At 70.5% G+C, this 15,317-nt stretch carries 12 protein-coding genes; 5 read left to right on the plus strand and 7 right to left on the minus strand.

Annotated features, from left to right (window positions below):
- Positions 1-127: 127 nt before the first annotated feature.
- Positions 128-1,762 carry a malate synthase A gene (gene aceB / locus ACIRA5_RS25915; protein ID WP_403694120.1) on the plus strand — a complete coding sequence of 545 codons (1,635 nt, stop codon included), beginning with the start codon at positions 128-130 and terminating at the stop codon, positions 1,760-1,762.
- 13 nt (positions 1,763-1,775) lie between these two features.
- Here aceB and ACIRA5_RS25920 read toward each other — a convergent pair whose 3' ends face one another.
- From ACIRA5_RS25920 to ACIRA5_RS25940, 5 genes are all read right to left on the minus strand, one after another.
- Complete coding sequence (locus tag ACIRA5_RS25920) at positions 1,776-2,051, minus strand: SelT/SelW/SelH family protein (RefSeq protein WP_403694122.1); 276 nt, start codon at positions 2,049-2,051, stop codon at positions 1,776-1,778.
- Complete coding sequence (locus tag ACIRA5_RS25925) at positions 2,048-2,962, minus strand: HipA family kinase (RefSeq protein WP_403694124.1); 915 nt, start codon at positions 2,960-2,962, stop codon at positions 2,048-2,050. Before ACIRA5_RS25925 ends, ACIRA5_RS25920 begins: the two co-directional genes overlap by 4 nt.
- A gap of 191 nt (positions 2,963-3,153) precedes the next feature.
- The gene (locus tag ACIRA5_RS25930) at positions 3,154-5,094 is read right to left on the minus strand and encodes an FHA domain-containing protein (protein ID WP_403694125.1); all 1,941 of its coding nucleotides are present in this window, start codon (positions 5,092-5,094) and stop codon (positions 3,154-3,156) included.
- Positions 5,095-5,427: 333 nt separating this feature from the next.
- Positions 5,428-7,194: a protein kinase gene (locus ACIRA5_RS25935; RefSeq protein ID WP_403694127.1), complete on the minus strand. Its 1,767-nt coding sequence runs from the start codon at positions 7,192-7,194 to the stop codon at positions 5,428-5,430.
- 290 nt (positions 7,195-7,484) lie between these two features.
- A complete protein-coding gene (locus ACIRA5_RS25940; protein ID WP_403694128.1) occupies positions 7,485-9,029 on the minus strand; it encodes an IucA/IucC family protein in 1,545 nt (514 codons plus the stop codon).
- 86 nt (positions 9,030-9,115) lie between these two features.
- Between ACIRA5_RS25940 and ACIRA5_RS25945 the strand changes: the two genes are divergently transcribed.
- The 3 genes from ACIRA5_RS25945 to ACIRA5_RS25955 are packed head-to-tail and all read left to right on the plus strand — an operon-like array spanning position 9,116 to position 12,742.
- Entirely contained in the window at positions 9,116-10,612 is a 1,497-nt protein-coding gene (locus ACIRA5_RS25945) for an IucA/IucC family protein (protein ID WP_403694130.1), read from the plus strand.
- A 49-nt stretch (positions 10,613-10,661) separates the two neighbouring features.
- The gene (locus ACIRA5_RS25950) at positions 10,662-11,927 is read left to right on the plus strand and encodes a VWA domain-containing protein (protein WP_403694131.1); all 1,266 of its coding nucleotides are present in this window, start codon (positions 10,662-10,664) and stop codon (positions 11,925-11,927) included.
- Positions 11,927-12,742, plus strand: a complete 816-nt coding sequence (locus ACIRA5_RS25955; protein ID WP_403694132.1) for a hypothetical protein — start codon at positions 11,927-11,929, stop codon at positions 12,740-12,742. Before ACIRA5_RS25950 ends, ACIRA5_RS25955 begins: the two co-directional genes overlap by 1 nt.
- Positions 12,743-12,871: 129 nt before the next feature.
- Here ACIRA5_RS25955 and ACIRA5_RS25960 read toward each other — a convergent pair whose 3' ends face one another.
- Positions 12,872-13,258 carry a hypothetical protein gene (locus ACIRA5_RS25960; protein WP_403694134.1) on the minus strand — a complete coding sequence of 129 codons (387 nt, stop codon included), beginning with the start codon at positions 13,256-13,258 and terminating at the stop codon, positions 12,872-12,874.
- Between the two features lie 104 nt (positions 13,259-13,362).
- Positions 13,363-13,998, minus strand: a complete 636-nt coding sequence (locus ACIRA5_RS25965; protein WP_403694136.1) for a winged helix-turn-helix transcriptional regulator — start codon at positions 13,996-13,998, stop codon at positions 13,363-13,365.
- Positions 13,999-14,083: 85 nt separating this feature from the next.
- On the opposite strand from ACIRA5_RS25965, the gene ACIRA5_RS25970 reads away from it, so the two are divergent.
- Positions 14,084-15,292, plus strand: coding sequence for a pyridoxal phosphate-dependent aminotransferase (locus ACIRA5_RS25970; protein WP_403694138.1), 1,209 nt, complete (start codon positions 14,084-14,086; stop codon positions 15,290-15,292).
- Positions 15,293-15,317: the final 25 nt, after the last annotated feature.

Here is a 15,317-nt window from a genome sequence, read left to right on the forward strand (position 1 = left end):
TTGAACTTCCACTATGAGGAAACTAATATCCACTGTTCAGAAGCGCCGGGCTGCTCTCCAGGCGCTGATCGCCCTACCCGGGTCGTCTGGCACCCGGTGCCACGCTCGCTGAAGGAAGTGACAGCTCATGTCCGCACCAGCGCCGTCCCCGCTGGCCATCGTCGACGCCGAGCCCCTGCCCCGGCAGGAAGAGGTCCTCACCGACGCGGCCCTCGCCTTCGTGGCCGAGCTGCACCGGTTGTTCACGCCCCGGCGTGAGACGCTCCTCGCCCGCCGCGCGGAGCGCCGCGCCGAGATCGCCCGCACCTCCACGCTCGACTTCCTCCCCCAGACCGCCGCCATCCGCGCGGACGGCTCCTGGAAGGTGGCCCCCGCTCCGGCCGCCCTGAACGACCGCCGTGTCGAGATCACCGGCCCCACCGACCGCAAGATGACCATCAACGCCCTCAACTCGGGCGCGAAGGTCTGGCTCGCGGACTTCGAGGACGCCTCGGCGCCCACCTGGGAGAACGTGGTCACCGGTCAGCTCAACCTGATCGACGCGTACACCCGCAGCATCGACTTCACGGACCCGAAGTCCGGGAAGTCGTACGCCCTGAAGGCGAACGACGAACTCGCGACGGTCGTCATGCGTCCACGCGGCTGGCACCTGAACGAGCGTCACCTCGTCGACGCGGACGGCACCCCCGTCCCGGGCGCGCTCGTCGACTTCGGCCTCTACTTCTTCCACAACGCGCAGCGCCTGCTCGACCTCGGCAAGGGCCCGTACTTCTACCTCCCGAAGACGGAGTCGCACCTGGAGGCCCGTCTCTGGAACGACGTCTTCGTCTTCGCGCAGGACTACGTCGGCATCCCGCAGGGCACCGTCCGCGCGACCGTCCTGATCGAGACGATCACGGCGGCGTACGAGATGGAGGAGATCCTCTACGAACTCCGCGACCACGCCTCCGGGTTGAACGCGGGTCGCTGGGACTACCTCTTCTCCATCGTCAAGAACTTCCGTGACGGCGGCCAGAAGTTCGTGCTGCCGGACCGCAACGCGGTGACGATGACGGCCCCGTTCATGCGCGCCTACACCGAACTCCTCGTCCGCACCTGTCACAAGCGCGGCGCGCACGCGATCGGCGGCATGGCGGCCTTCATCCCCTCCCGGCGCGACGAAGAGGTCAACAAGGTCGCCTTCGAGAAGGTCAAGGCCGACAAGGACCGCGAGGCGGGCGACGGTTTCGACGGCTCGTGGGTGGCCCACCCGGACCTGGTGCCGATCGCGATGGCCTCCTTCGACGCCGTCCTCGGCGAGAAGCCGAACCAGAAGGACCGGCTGCGCGAGGACGTGTCGGTCGCCGCCGGGGACCTGATCGCCGTCGACTCCCTCGACGCCAGGCCGACGTACGACGGGCTGGTCAACGCCGTCCAGGTCGGCATCCGTTACATCGAGGCCTGGCTGCGCGGGCTCGGCGCGGTCGCGATCTTCAACCTCATGGAGGACGCGGCCACCGCCGAGATCTCCCGCTCGCAGATCTGGCAGTGGATCAACGCGGGCGTCGAGTTCGAGCACGCGGGGCACACCGTGAAGGCCACCCCGGAGCTGGCCCGCGAGGTCGCCGCCGAAGAGCTGGCGAACATCCGCGCCGAGATCGGCGAGGAGGCCTTCGCGGCCGGCCACTGGCAGCAGGCCCACGACCTGCTCCTGGAGGTCGCGCTCGACGAGAACTACGCCGACTTCCTGACGCTGCCCGCGTACGAGCAGCTCAGGGGCTGACCTCCCGGGCGGCTCACTTGTCCGAGTGGCCCAGGGACCTTCCCGGGGCCACTCGGTCACGTACGAGCTTCTTCACGGCCGTCGGCTCCGGGAAGTCCTGCTCGCGCCGGTCCCAGACCACCTCGTCGTTCACGCGGACGACGAACACGCCGCCGGTGCCGGGCTTCAGGGACAGCTCGGTGAGCTCCGTCTCGAAGGTGGTGAGCAGCTCCTGGGCCAGCCAGGCCGCGCGGGGCAGCCAGCGGCACTGGGTGCAGTATTCGATCTGGACGCGCTGGACGTCTGTCATCCGAGGTGCACCGACCAATCCTGTTCCGCCGCCGGTTTGCCGTGCAGGTCGGGGACCCGCTTGAGCCAGTTCGGGCGGCCCTGCTGGGTTTTCGTCGCGCGGTCCGCGTCCTCGGCGGCGAGCTGTTCACGGCTCGGGAAGTCCGTGGGGAGCCAGTCCGCTGAGGCCTTCACGCGGGCGAGGAGATAGCGGACGTACGCCTCCCGCGCCTCGTCCGGGGTCGCGAAACCGGGTTCTTCCGCGAGCCAGGCGTCCGGCACCGCGGCGGTGACCTCGCGCAGCAGTTCCTCCGTCACCTTGGGCGCCAGCTGCGCGTCGGCGGCGCGGGTGTCCGGGGCGTAGCCGCCGAGGGCGTGGCGGCGGAAGTCGTACGCCTTCTCCGGGGCCGAGGCGTCCCAGCGGTGGTGGAAGACGAGGGCGGCGCCGTGGTCGATCAGCCACAGCCGCGGGGGCGCGATGCCGAACGTCGGCCAGACCATCAGGTTCGAGCTGTGCACCGTGCGGTCCACGTTGACCGTGAGGGCGTCCAGCCAGATCACCTTGCCCGCCTCCAGCGGGTCGACGGGGAACGTCCTGGCCATCTCCGGGGTGAAGTCCTTCGCGCCCGGCAGATAGTCCATGCCGAGGTTGAGCCCTGCGCTGACGCGCAGCAGGTCCTGGACCTCCTGGTGCGGCTCGTGCTCGGCGACGGCCGGGTCGAAGTGGACGAGGACCAGCTCGGGGAAGCGCAGCCCGAGGGCGCGCGCCAGTTCACCGACGATCACCTCGGCGACCAGCGCCTTGCGGCCCTGCGCGGAGCCCGTGAACTTCACGACGTACGTCCCCAGGTCATCGGCCTCGACGACTCCGGGCACGGAGCCACCGGACCGCAGGGGTGCGATATAGCGGGTCGCAGTGACCTCGTTCAGCATTTTCTCAGGCCATACATTTTCTTGACCTTACAATCCATGACCAACCTCAGACATATGCAACCAAGGTAATCGACGTGCGCCCCTTGCCTCCATCATGATCATGCCCTGGACGACTTCGAAGAACACGGCTCCTCCCCTTCAGGGAAGAGGAGGAGCCGTGTTCTCCTCGCCGCGGAATGTCCCGCCCGGCCTCAGACCGGGTTGGAGGGCACGGAATCCCGCGGCGTGCGGGCCGGCGGGCCGATGCGCGGGTCGGTGGGGCGAGGGACGTAGACGGGGGAGTCCGACTGGTAGAAGAGGTCGATGTCGGCCTCTTCGCCGCCGACGATCAGCGTGTCCCACGCGCCGCTTTCCTGGAGCGTGCGGAGCGTGGCCGGGTCCAGCGTCACGAGGTGGTCGCGCAGTTCCTCGTCCGTGGGCATATCAGGGAGACGGGTCGCGAGGCGCTCGCGGATCGCGCTCATGCGCTCCAGCAGGACGTCGAGGGACGCGTGCTCGGGTGCGGAGCCGTCGCCGGGTTCCGGTTCCATGCTGCGGGCGATGATGTCCTTGATGGCGCGGGTGACGCCCTGTTCGTCAGTGGTGACCATGGCGTTCCAGGCCCGGCTCTTGTGCCGGTACTGGAGCATGGACATGGCCGCCTCGTGCCGGATGAAGTCGGCGTCACGCAGCGGCTTTCCCTGCCAGGTGCGGCTGAGGGAGCGAGCGAGCGAAGTGGCGGAGGCGAGACCGCTGTTGAGACCGCGACCCGGCCAGAAGTGGATGGCGTTGGCCGCATCGCCCAGCAGGAGGCCGTACGTGCCGGGGCCCGTCGCGGTCGGGCGGCTCAGCTGCGCCGTGAACCGCGGGCGCTGCACCATGTCCAGTCGGAACGACGTGATCGCGGTGAGGTCGTTCTCCGGGACGCCGAACAGCTTCAGTCCCTCCCGGATCCGCCTCCACAAGGGCGAACTGCGCAGCAGGGCGGGCAGGAAGAGGGTTCCGTGCGTGGGACAGCGGAACTCGTGGTCCTCTTCGCGGCTCATGACGCAGGGGCGAGCGGCGATGCACTCCTCGAAGACCTGACGGACCGGGTCGATGCCGATCACGTTGCGGGCCTCCTCGCGGGTGAGCCGCATGTTCAAGAAGCCCTCGCCGCGCAGCGAGTTGAGAAGAAACCTGTTCTGCGACACGGTCAGCAGGACGCTCATCCGGTCCGAGAGCGGGGACTTCACCCGGAGCCCCAGCACCACGTCCTGCAAGTGGTCGCCGTCAAGGGAGTAGATCGAGGCGTCGGCCGCGCCGAAGCGGTCGGCGTAGTGCTCCCGCGTGCGGGATCGTCCGCCTTCGCAGATCGCCAGGACGTGTTCCTGCGAGAGCCGGCCCTGATGCTCCGACGGGTCGAAGCGCTCCGGCACCAGCCGGATCGCGGCGTTCTCGTTCGCCAATTCCAGCAGGCGGTCCTCGATGTACGCGATCCGGATGTTGCGGGGAGGCAGGCCGTCCACGGAGTCCGGTCCGACGGGCCACATTTCCGAATAGTCGCCCACGTCGCCGAACAGCGCCGACTGGATGTCCTCGGGCAGAGCGAGGTACTGCCGGCTCTGGACGGTCACGACCTGTTGGCGGCGGACGTTTCCCTGGGTCTCGTCCTTCCAGACGACGCTGGAGCCGTTCTTGGTCCACCGCCCTTCGTAGACCGTGATCGAGACCCTCCCGCGCAGCATGTTCTCCAGCGTCAGCGCGAAGGCGAGGCCCACCGGGCCTCCGCCGGTGATGGTGACCCGGAGGACGCCAGGGTCCGCGGAGGCGCTCACCCGGGGTGTGTCGAGGTGGGAGAGATCCATCATCGTCTCGATGGCGTCCTCCGACTCGAAGAGGAAGGTCTCCTCACCGATTCGGATGCGGTCGCCCGAGCGCAGTGCATGCCGTGTGATGCGCTGGTCGTTGACGAAGGTGCCGTTCCGGCTGTTGCGGTCGTGGAGCACGAAGCCGGCGTCCTCCTCGAGGATTTCGGCGTGCAGACGGGAGGCGTTGGCGCTGACGATCACGACGTCGTTGTCGCTCTTGCGACCGAACGTCAGTGGAGCAGCGCTCAGGACCACGCTTTGACCAGTGAAGGGGCCCGTTTGCCCCAGGATGACCGATGGCACTGATACTCCTTATGAACGACATCCAACTGCGAAAGAGAGGCCGCACGACGCGGCTGACCCGACACGAGACCGGAGCCTTCACTCAAACGTGAACGTGACCTGGTTTAGTTCGATTCTTGCGACAAATTCGTTCCGCGCCTCGTCGCGGGGCCGCGATCCGGACACCTCGCCGCGCCGCAGAAGAACTCCGGGCACGGGGCGGCAGGGACCGAGGGCCGCCCCGATCCACGCACTCTGCATGCGGCGAAGAGCGGTGGAACCCTTTCCGCGGCGGCCCGTTGCGATCGTCGGCACCGCGGTCCGAGCCGTCGGTCGGTGCCCGGACGGCGTGCCTCAGCCCGTTCCGGCCTCGCAAGTCAGCGACAGGGGCACCGTGTTGGACTTGCCGTTCAAGGGTGCCTTGAACTCCACGCCGATGTCGCTCTCGAGCTTTCCGGCTTCCGCCCACGTGGTCAGGCTCACCGTGTCCTGCTTGCTGAGCCCTCCGTCGTCCGAGAACACCAGCGTCCTCCAGTGCGGATCGGTCACCGAGCCGTCCTTGGACACCCACCGGTAGGAGAACTGGGCCGGGAGCCGGTCCACCGTGAACGTCGCCGTAAAGGTGGGTGCCTGCTCGCTCGGTGGCGGGCACGGTCCCGAGTACGTCGTGTGCGAACCCGCCACCGTCACCCGTACCCCCAGCGTGCCGGAGGCGCCTTGGCTGTCGCCCTGTGTGCTCGCGGCGGTGGCGTTTCCGGCGTTCTGCCGATCTCCGCTTCCCTTTCCGTTTCCGCCGTTCATGAGCGCATAGCCCACCCCGGCCAGCGCCAGCACGCACAGGGACACGCCCGCGGCGACGAGCGCGACGCTGCGCCGGCTGCGCCGCGCGTCAACCGGGGGGACGGTGGGGGCGGGTGTTCCGGCGGCGCGCGGATCCGGCACCGCAGGGTCCGCGACCGCGGGCCGTGCCCCAGGATCCGCGTCCGCCGCCCGCGCCAGGGGATGCGTGACCGTGGGCTGCGCCGAAGGATCCGCGACCGCCGCCTGCACCGAGGGATCCGCGAGCGTGGGCTGCGTCACGGGATCCGTGTCCGCCGCCTGCGTCGAAGGTTCCGCGACCGTCGCCTGTGCCAAGGGATCAGCGACCGTGGGCTGCGCCAAGGCTTGCGTGACCGTGGGCTGTTCTCCGGGATCCGCGGGAGACGTTCGTGTCGTGGACTGCGTCGATACGGTCGTGGAGTCGGAGGAGGGCTGCGCGATTCCCGTGTCGGGGATGCCGCCCTGGCCGATGAGCCGCAGGTCCCGTTCCGCCTGCTCGGCGGTGAGGCGTTCGTCCGGATCCTTGCGCAGCAGCCCCTCGATGACCGGAGTAAGAGCGCCGGCCCGGCGGACTTGCGGCAACTCCGCGTCCACGATGGCCCGCAGGGTGCTGAGCGGGGTGTTCTGGCGGAAGGGGGAGCGCGCCTCGACGGCCGCGTAGAGCAGCACGCCGAGCGACCACAGGTCCGACGCGGGCCCGCACCGCCGGCCCAACGCCCGCTCCGGAGCCAGGAACTCGGGCGATCCGACGACTTCACCGGTCATGGTGAGCGCGGAGTCGCCCTCGATCATGGCGATGCCGAAATCGGTGAGCACCACCCGGCCGTCCTTGGCTATCAGCACGTTGGCCGGTTTCACGTCGCGGTGCAGCACGCCCGTCCCGTGGGCGGCGTGGAGCGCGGCGAGCACCTCGAGGCCGATGGACGCGGCACGCTGCGGGGAGAGCCGGCCCTCGGCCTTGAGCAGGTCGGCCAGCGACTGACCGCGGACCAACTCCATGACGATCCACGGGCGGCCCTCCTCCATGGCCACGTCGTAGACGGTCACCACGTTGGGATGCGCCACCCGGGCCGCGGCCCACGCCTCACGCTCCAGCCGCGTGTACATCCGCTCGATGTCGGGCGCCGCCAGTCCGCCGGGCGCCCGGACCTCCTTGATGGCAACCTCGCGGTGCAGCACCTTGTCGTAGGCGCGCCACACGGTGCCCATGCCGCCCGCGCCGAGGGGCGACAGCAGACTGTAGCGGCCGGCGATCACACGCTCGCTGCCCGACTCTTGGGACGCGGCGTCCTCATTGGCCATCGGAGCGATTCTCCCTTTCCCTACCCGAGCTGCTCGTCAGAGCGCGGACATCGCACGTGGACCATGCACCTGGTCTGCCCGGAAAGCAGGGTACGGACGGAGTGACCCCACAGCGGAGGAACCCGCGGCGACCCAACGGACCAATCCGACGGTGATCGTACCGTCGTTCACCGGACGCGGGTGCCGACGTGTGCGCGGCACCGCCCGGGTCAAAACGCTCCCTCATCACGTTCATCCGCCGTTCCCTGCTGGTCAATCACCAGGTCGGGAGCGTGAAGAGCAACCCGGTACTAGGCGCGGGCCAGCGGGTTCGGCAGCGGGAGGTAGCGGGCGTCCGCGCCGTCCGCGCCCGTCCAGCGAAGCAGCAGGTTCGTCTTGCCGGGGAGCGTCGGGGCGTCGAGCAACTCCGTGATCTCGTGCGCGATCCCGGGCAGGCCGTGGTGGGCGAGCTCGGTCCGTACGGCGGGCCACGGGTCCCAGCCCGGGTGGTCCTCCGCGAGCAGGGCGGCGAGTTCTGACACGTTGTTGACGATCAGGCAGTAGACAAGGCGCTCCCATCCGGCGGCCCGGTCCACGTCCGTGAGCAGCTTCACGCCCTCCGCGTCCCGGAACAGCGCCTGCACGGGGATGCCGTCGGCGTCCACGGCGACCACCGTGTTCTGCAGATGCGCCTCCAGAACGACTCCGTAGCGCGCGAACGCCTCCAGGGCCGGGGGGACGACCTGGCGCAGATACGCCGTCCACCAGGCGGACGGGTCGGCGAGACCGTCGAGGGGGCTGCCCTCGAAGCCCTCGACAAGGGCGGCGGCGAGGAGCGGGGTCGCGCCGGGGACGACGTGCTCGCGCAGCCCGTCGCGGACGAGGACCGCGAGTTCTTCGAAGGCGAAGTCGGCGGTGCGGTAGCCGCGGTCGCTCAGCCAGGCGGCGCCCTTGCCCGTGCTGGTCCCCGTGGTCGTGGTCGTCGTCGCGAACGCGGCGGCTGTCGCCTCGTCCGTACGGCGCAGTTTCAGCAGATCGTGGCGCCACAGCCGGCGGATGTCGTTGGTGATGCGCACGTCGAGGCTGAACTTGACGAAGACGTCGTCCTCGGGGGCGTAGAGCGTGCGGATGGCTGCCGTCGGCCACAGCGGACGCGCGGTGGGGCCCAGGCGGATCAGCCGGCCGTCCGCGAAGGCGGCCCGGATCTCCGGGCGGGCGCCGACCAGGTCGAGCTGCCAGGGGTGGGCCGGAAGCAGCCGGTAGCCCTCCGGGGACGGCCCGAAGTCGTCCAGCGCCGAGGTGTCGCCCTCCTCGACGACCACGTCCTCCCGCACGCCGAGCAGCTCCAGCGGGAAGCGGGCGTACGCCTCGGGCGCATACGGCAGCCAGCCGGCGACGGGGCCGCCGCCCCTGGCCTTGGGCGCCGGGTGGTACGGGTGCCCGGTGATCAGGGACTGCTCGGAGCGGAGGTACGGGTCCGCGGGCGGCGTCGCGCGCAGGCGGGCGGCGAGCAGTGCGGCCACCGTGTCCCGGCTGTCGATCATCTCGGCGGGCAGCTCGGGGTTGGACAGACCGGTGGATCCGCGCAGTTCCTCGGCGGTGAGTTTGACCAGTTCGGCGTGGGTGAGCCGGTGCCAGGCCCCGTCGGCGTACGCCTCGGGCACCAGGGGCCTGCGCGTCCCCCGCACCCGCAGCAGCCGCCCGCTGGAGCGGAGCCGGAACACACCGGAGCCCTCGGCGGGCTCCCCCACCTCCCGCAGCAGACAATTGAGCAGCGGCGCGGCGGCGTACTCGTCGGCGGCCTCGTCTATGTCGTCCCTGAGGTACCTGGGGGGCATGGAGTCCACGCGATCCATTCATTCCATACGGTGCACTGGTGATCAGTATGTCTGTCGGTGCGGGCGACCGCGACGCGCAGTCCCCGTACCCAAGGAGCCCGACCGTGCACCGTCCCCCCACGCCCGACGCCGAGGCAGCGCTCGCCGACGAGCTGAGCGCCGTACGCCCCGCCCTGTCAGCGCCGTACGCGGCCGGGCTCCCCGGCGCCCGGGCGGCCGTGCTGAGCCGTCTGTGGCGTGCGCTGGCGTACGAGCCGATGCCGTGGATCGCGCGCCGCGAACCGGGGGCCGACGGGCTCACCCTCCACCTCACCGACGGCCGCCGGCTGCACGGCCCGCGCCCGGATCCGTACGCGACCACCTCGTACGTCACCGAGGTCCGGCTGGACGACACGGTGTACGAGCGTCCGGCGCGGCTCATGACGGCCCTCGGCGTACCGCACGCGACCGCCTTCGCCGCCGAACTCGACGACAGCGTCGCCTCGTTGGCCCTGTCGCGCGCGCACCAGCCCGCTGTCGACCACGAGCCCCTGACCAGCTGGGAGTGGGAGCAGCGGGTGGTCGACGGGCATCCCTACCACCCCAACTGCCGTTCCCGGCCGGGGTTCTCGGTGGGTGAGCAGCTCGCTTACGGGCCGGAGCACCGGCCGGTCGTGGAACTCGGCCTGGTCGGCGTGGACGACTGTCTGGTCCGGGGTGAGTGGCCCAAGTGGCTGAGGGACGAGGACCGTTTCCTGATCCCCGTCCACCCCTGGCAGCTGGCGCACGTCCTGCGCACCGCGCCCCAGGAGGCCGTCCCCGCACACCCGTTGATGTCTCTGCGCACCCTCGCCCTGCCCGACGGACCACACGTCAAGACCGCGCTGCGCGCCCGGCTGACCTCCTCCGTGCGGGACATCTCGGTCTACTCGATCGAGACGTCGGCGACGGTGTCGGCGTTCGCGGAGGACATGGCGGCCCGTACGGACGGCCTGCTGCACGTCACCCGCACCCTGGGCGCCGTCACGGCCCACTCCCCCGACCTGGCGGCGGTGCTGCGCGAGTCCCCGGACGTGTACGCGCAACCGGGAGAGCGCGTCCTGCCCGTGGCCGCCCTCGCCACCACCGAGCTGCCCCGATCGGCCGCCTGGCTGGCCGACTTCACCCGCCTCGCCCTCACCGTCTGTCTGCGGATGCTCGACCTGGGAGTGGCCCTGGAGGCGCACGGCCAGAACCTCCTGGTCGTACTGTCCGCCACCGGCGCCCCGGTCCGGCTCGTCTACCGCGATCTGGCCGACATCCGCGTGAGCCCGGCCCGGCTGGCCCGGCACGGCATCCCGGCCCCGGCGCTCTCCGGACGGATCGTCACGGACGACGTGACCACCCTGCGCCGCAAGATGTTCGGCTCGCTGATCGGCGGGTCGCTGGGGGCGACGGCCGGCTCGTCGGCCGTACTGCGGGAGGCCCTGGAGAACGTCGTACGGGATCTGCCGCGCACCCCGGACCTGCCTGTCCTGCTCGACGAGCCGCTGCCGACCAAGGCGTTGAGCCTGATGCGGCTGTCTCCGCAGACTCCGGGGGACATCTGGGCGCGGCTTCCCAACCCGTTCGCCACCCAATAGTTCGTAGATCGTTTTGAAGCCCGGCACCTTTGCTCCATAGGATCCTGCGATGATCACAAGACAACGGCTGGCGGCAGGAGTCTGCGCCCTGCTCGCCGCCCTGACGGCCGGGATCGCCTTCCCGACCGGAGCGGTCGCCGACGAAACGGCGGAGCAGGCCGCTCCCAAGGTCGAACTCGTGCTGGACGTCAGCGGTTCGATGCGGGCGCGCGACATGGACGGCGGGTCGCGCATGTCCGCGGCGAAGCAGGCGTTCAACGAGGTGCTCGACGCGACACCCGAGGAGGTCCAGCTCGGCATACGGACCCTCGGCGCCAACTACCGCGGCAACGACCGCAAGACGGGCTGCAAGGACACCGCCCAGCTGTACCCGGTGGGCACGCTGGACCGCACCGAGGCGAAGACCGCCGTCGCGACGCTCACGCCCACCGGCTGGACGCCGATCGGTCCCGCGCTGCTCAAGGCGGCCGACGACCTCGACGGCGGCAACGGCACCCGGCGGATCGTGCTGATCAGCGACGGCGAGGACACCTGCCAGCCGCTCGACCCGTGCGAGGTGGCCCGCGAGATCGCCGCCAAGGGCATCGGGCTCACCATCGACACCCTCGGGCTCGTGCCCGACGCCAAGACCCGCGACCAGCTCAGCTGCATCGCGGACGCGACCGGGGGCACGTACACCTCGGTCCAGCACAAGGAAGAACTCACCGACCGTGTCGGTCAGTTGGTGGAGCGCGCCGCCGACCCGGTGGTGACGCCGGTCGCCGTGGCGGGCGCCACCGCCTGCACGAGTGCCCCGACGCTGAAGTCCGGGCTGTACACGGACCGCGAGGAGTTCGGGCAGCACCGCTACTACCGCGTGGACGTCAAGCCGGGCCAGGAGCTGCGCGCCTCGGTGAGCGTCGCGGCCGACCGCGAGGTCAACCCGGACTACGGGGTGCTGCTGCGCGCCGTCACCGTGCACGGACGTGAGATCGTGCGCGGCGAGGCGGCGGGCAACGGCCGTACCGACGTCATCTCGACCGGTCTGCGCTATCCCAAGGCCGACAGCGACGACGAGAACGCCCCCGCCGAGACCGTGTGTCTCCAGGTGTCCAACTCCTTCTCGGCGGCGAGCGGCGTGAAGACGACGCCGGGCATGCCGGTGGAACTGACGGTCGACGTCGTGGACGGGCCGGACCAGGCGAGCGACGTGGCCTCCTTCGGCCTCGGCCGCGGCTGGTGGCTGCTCGGCGCCCTCGTGCTCACCGGCTTCCTGGCGGGTGTGCTGTGGGGCTGGGTCTCGCGCCTGCGGATCGCGGTCTGGAGGACCAACTGATGCGTGTCACAAGAGTGTTGAGCACCGCCCTGCTGCTGCTCGGGATCGCCGCGGCACCCGCCGCGGCCGACTCCTCACCCTCCGCAAGCCCCTCGGGCGACAGCGCCGCGCCGACCCAGGCCGGCACGTCGTTCCGTACGGCGACCGAGATCGAGCAGGGCCGGCAGGCCACCGCCAGCGGGTCCACGGGCGACTACCTGTACTGGTCGTTCCCCGCGGACGCCGGGCAGCGGCCCACCGTGAAGGCGACGGTGAAGCTGCCGGAGGCCGCCACGCGGCACGCCGGCCAGACCTGGCAGCTCGACGTCTACGACGGGCTGCGGCGCCGCCAGGCCTGCCAGTACGGGGCACAGACACGGACGGCGGCGCAGGACGCGGCCTCCGTGGAACTGGCCTGCACCCTGCGCACGGTCCGTTCCTGGTCGGAGACCTGGGCCAACGACCCGCTGCCGGGCACGTACTACGTCCGGCTGACCGTCACCGGGCTGCAGGCCTCCGACCTGGGTCTGCCGGTCGGGGCCGAGGTCAAGGTCGACTCCAAGGACATCGGCGGGTCGGCGGCCGTGGACGGTTCGCTGGCGAAGCCGCTGGTGCCGGGCATCGCGACGAGCGCCGGGAAGTCCGACTCCGGCTCCGGTTCGTCGACGGCCGCCCTGTCGTCCATCGAGCCCGACGACGGCTGGTCCTCCGGCTGGTGGTCCGACCGCTGGGTGTGGACCGCGATCGGCGGCATCCTCGCGGCGCTCGCGGGCATCGGCGGGTACGCACTGACCCGGGGGTCGGGACGGCCTTCCCGGGTGCCGCCGGGTGCGTAGGCGCACGTAGGGCGTCCGTGACGGCTCCGTGACGGCGAAGGCCCGCCGTGCCCCCTCGGCACGGCGGGCCTCGTCCCCCGCCCGGGTTCCGGTCCGGTGAGGTGCTGGGGGGCGAGAGGTGTGCCCCGGCTACCAGCAGGCCGGAAGCGTGTTGGTCTCGCTGCCGATGGCGGTGTCCTTCATCCAGCCGTACTGCCCGTTGTCGGCCTCGGTCCACTCCCAGCGGTAGGGATGCGGGCCGCCCACGTACTCGTCCGGGTTGCCGCCGTCGTAACGGCACTCGAACCAGCTGGGGTTGGAGTACATGTGGCCGACGATGCGGCTGGAGTCCGGGTAGAACCGGGCCAGGTCCTTGTAGCCGTAGACCGGGGCGCCGGAGCGGTTATTGCACCACCAGTGACTCCCGCTGTACCAGCAACTGCTCGCAGCGGACGCGGAAGGCGCGGCGGTGGTTCCGAGGCCGACGGCGAGCGCCGCGGCGCTGAACAGCACCGTCAGGGGCTTCTTGATACGCATGCGAGTCACCCTGTGGCCGCCGCCCCGCCGCCCGCAATGTTTTCGAACGCGCTGGAAGTGTCTGGCGCGAGCGGCACGCGGCGGCTACGGGGACCGTAGCGGCGTCACTCCCCGCGCAGCACCTTGGCGAGGGTGCTCTCCCCCGTGACCTCGATCCGTCCCGCACGCACCGCGTCCAGCACGGTCGAGATCCCGCGGCTCACCTCCGTGCAGGTTCCGGTGTCCAGGCTCAACCGGACGTCCGGCTCCTCAGGGGCGGGCCCGTCTCCGTACACGGGCCCCTCCCCGGCGCCCAGCCACACATGGAACTCCCCCTCTTCCAGGCGGACTTCGACCAGCCCTTCGGCGCCCTCCCCCGCGAGGCCCCGCAGCAGCGGCAGCGCGAACCAGTGCGCCCGTACGGCGTCCGTGGCCCCGCGCTCACCCAGCGAGTGTGCGCCCCACTCGCCGAGCGCCTGCAGCACGGGCAGCAACTCCCGTCCCCGGCCGGTGAGTTCGTAGACGTACGCGGCGCCCGGCGGCGGCAGCCTGCGCCGGGTCGTCAGTCCGTCGCGCTCCATGTCCTTGAGCCGGGAGGCGAGGACGTCCGTGCTCACGCCCGGCAGATCCGCGTGCAGATCGGTGTAGCGGCGCGGGCCGCCGAGCAGCTCGCGGACGATCAGGAGGGTCCAGCGGTCACCGACGGCGTCGAGCGCTCGGGCCGCGGAACAGTACTGGTCGTAGCTTCGGCGAGGTGACATGCGACGCAGTCTAGACATGTTGTTGGACTTTCCAAGCACTCACTTGGTAAAACCAAGCAACACCACGAACCGGAGGGCACAGCGCATGGAGTTCCGGCAGTCGAGCAAGCTCAGCGAGGTCTGTTACGAGATCCGCGGCCCGGTGATCGAGCAGGCCGACGCACTGGAGGCGGCAGGCCACAGCGTGCTGCGCCTCAACACCGGAAACCCCGCGGCCTTCGGTTTCGAGGCACCGGAGGAGATCCTCCAGGACATGATCCGGATGCTGCCGCAGGCGCACGGCTACACCGACTCGCGCGGCATCCTCTCCGCCCGCCGCGCGGTCGCCCAGCGCTACCAGGAACGGGGCCTCGAGGTCGGCGTGGACGACGTCTTCCTCGGCAACGGCGTCTCCGAACTGGTCTCCATGGCGGTCCAGGCGCTGGTGGAGGACGGTGACGAAGTCCTCATCCCCGCCCCGGACTTCCCCCTCTGGACGGCCGTCACGACCCTGGCGGGCGGCAAGGCCGTCCACTACCTCTGCGACGAACAGTCCGACTGGTACCCGGACCTGGCCGACATGGAGTCGAAGATCACCGACCGCACCCGCGCGGTCGTCATCATCAACCCCAACAACCCGACCGGCGCGGTCTACCCCCAGGAGATCATCGAGGGCATCCTCGACCTCGCCCGCCGGAACGGCCTGATGGTCTTCGCGGACGAGATCTACGACCAGATCCTGTACGACGACGCGGTCCACCACTCGGCCGCGGCGCTCGCCCCCGACCTGGTGGTCCTCACCTTCTGCGGCCTGTCCAAGACGTACCGGGTGGCGGGCTTCCGCTCGGGCTGGCTGGTGGTGACGGGCCCCAAGCAGCACGCCCGCAACTACCTGGAAGGCCTGACCATGCTGGCCTCCATGCGGCTGTGCCCCAACGCGCCCGCCCAGTACGCCATCCAGGCCGCGCTCGGCGGCCGCCAGTCCATCCACGATCTGACCGCTCCCGGCGGCCGCCTCCACGAACAGCGCAACCGTGTCTGGGAGAAGCTCAACGAGATCCCGGGCGTCTCCTGCGTCAAGCCCAAGGGCGCGCTGTACGCCTTCCCCCGCATCGACCCCGAGGTCCACAAGATCCACGACGACGAGAAGTTCGTCCTGGACCTCCTCCTCCGCGAGAAGATCCAGGTCGTCCAGGGCACCGGCTTCAACTGGCCCCGCCCCGACCACTTCCGCATTCTCACCCTCCCGCACGCCGACGACCTGGACGCGGCGATCAGCCGGATCGGGCGGTTCCTGGGCGGGTATCGACAGTAGGCCGCCGTATGGCGCACTCCGACCT

Source organism: Streptomyces sp. NPDC096311 (genome assembly GCF_044763085.1).
Taxonomy (GTDB): Bacteria; Actinomycetota; Actinomycetes; order Streptomycetales; family Streptomycetaceae; genus Streptomyces.

What these genes read in the sequence shown, in the direction of transcription:
- aceB (WP_403694120.1), top strand. Translation starts at nt 128, where the DNA reads ATGTCCGCACCAGCGCCGTCCCCGCTGGCCATCGTCGACGCCGAGCCC.
- ACIRA5_RS25920 (WP_403694122.1), bottom strand. Translation starts at nt 2,051, where the DNA reads ATGACAGACGTCCAGCGCGTCCAGATCGAATACTGCACCCAGTGCCGC.
- ACIRA5_RS25925 (WP_403694124.1), bottom strand. Translation starts at nt 2,962, where the DNA reads ATGCTGAACGAGGTCACTGCGACCCGCTATATCGCACCCCTGCGGTCC.
- ACIRA5_RS25935 (WP_403694127.1), bottom strand. Translation starts at nt 7,194, where the DNA reads ATGGCCAATGAGGACGCCGCGTCCCAAGAGTCGGGCAGCGAGCGTGTG.
- ACIRA5_RS25940 (WP_403694128.1), bottom strand. Translation starts at nt 9,029, where the DNA reads ATGGATCGCGTGGACTCCATGCCCCCCAGGTACCTCAGGGACGACATA.
- ACIRA5_RS25950 (WP_403694131.1), top strand. Translation starts at nt 10,662, where the DNA reads ATGATCACAAGACAACGGCTGGCGGCAGGAGTCTGCGCCCTGCTCGCC.
- ACIRA5_RS25955 (WP_403694132.1), top strand. Translation starts at nt 11,927, where the DNA reads ATGCGTGTCACAAGAGTGTTGAGCACCGCCCTGCTGCTGCTCGGGATC.
- ACIRA5_RS25960 (WP_403694134.1), bottom strand. Translation starts at nt 13,258, where the DNA reads ATGCGTATCAAGAAGCCCCTGACGGTGCTGTTCAGCGCCGCGGCGCTC.
- ACIRA5_RS25965 (WP_403694136.1), bottom strand. Translation starts at nt 13,998, where the DNA reads ATGTCACCTCGCCGAAGCTACGACCAGTACTGTTCCGCGGCCCGAGCG.
- ACIRA5_RS25970 (WP_403694138.1), top strand. Translation starts at nt 14,084, where the DNA reads ATGGAGTTCCGGCAGTCGAGCAAGCTCAGCGAGGTCTGTTACGAGATC.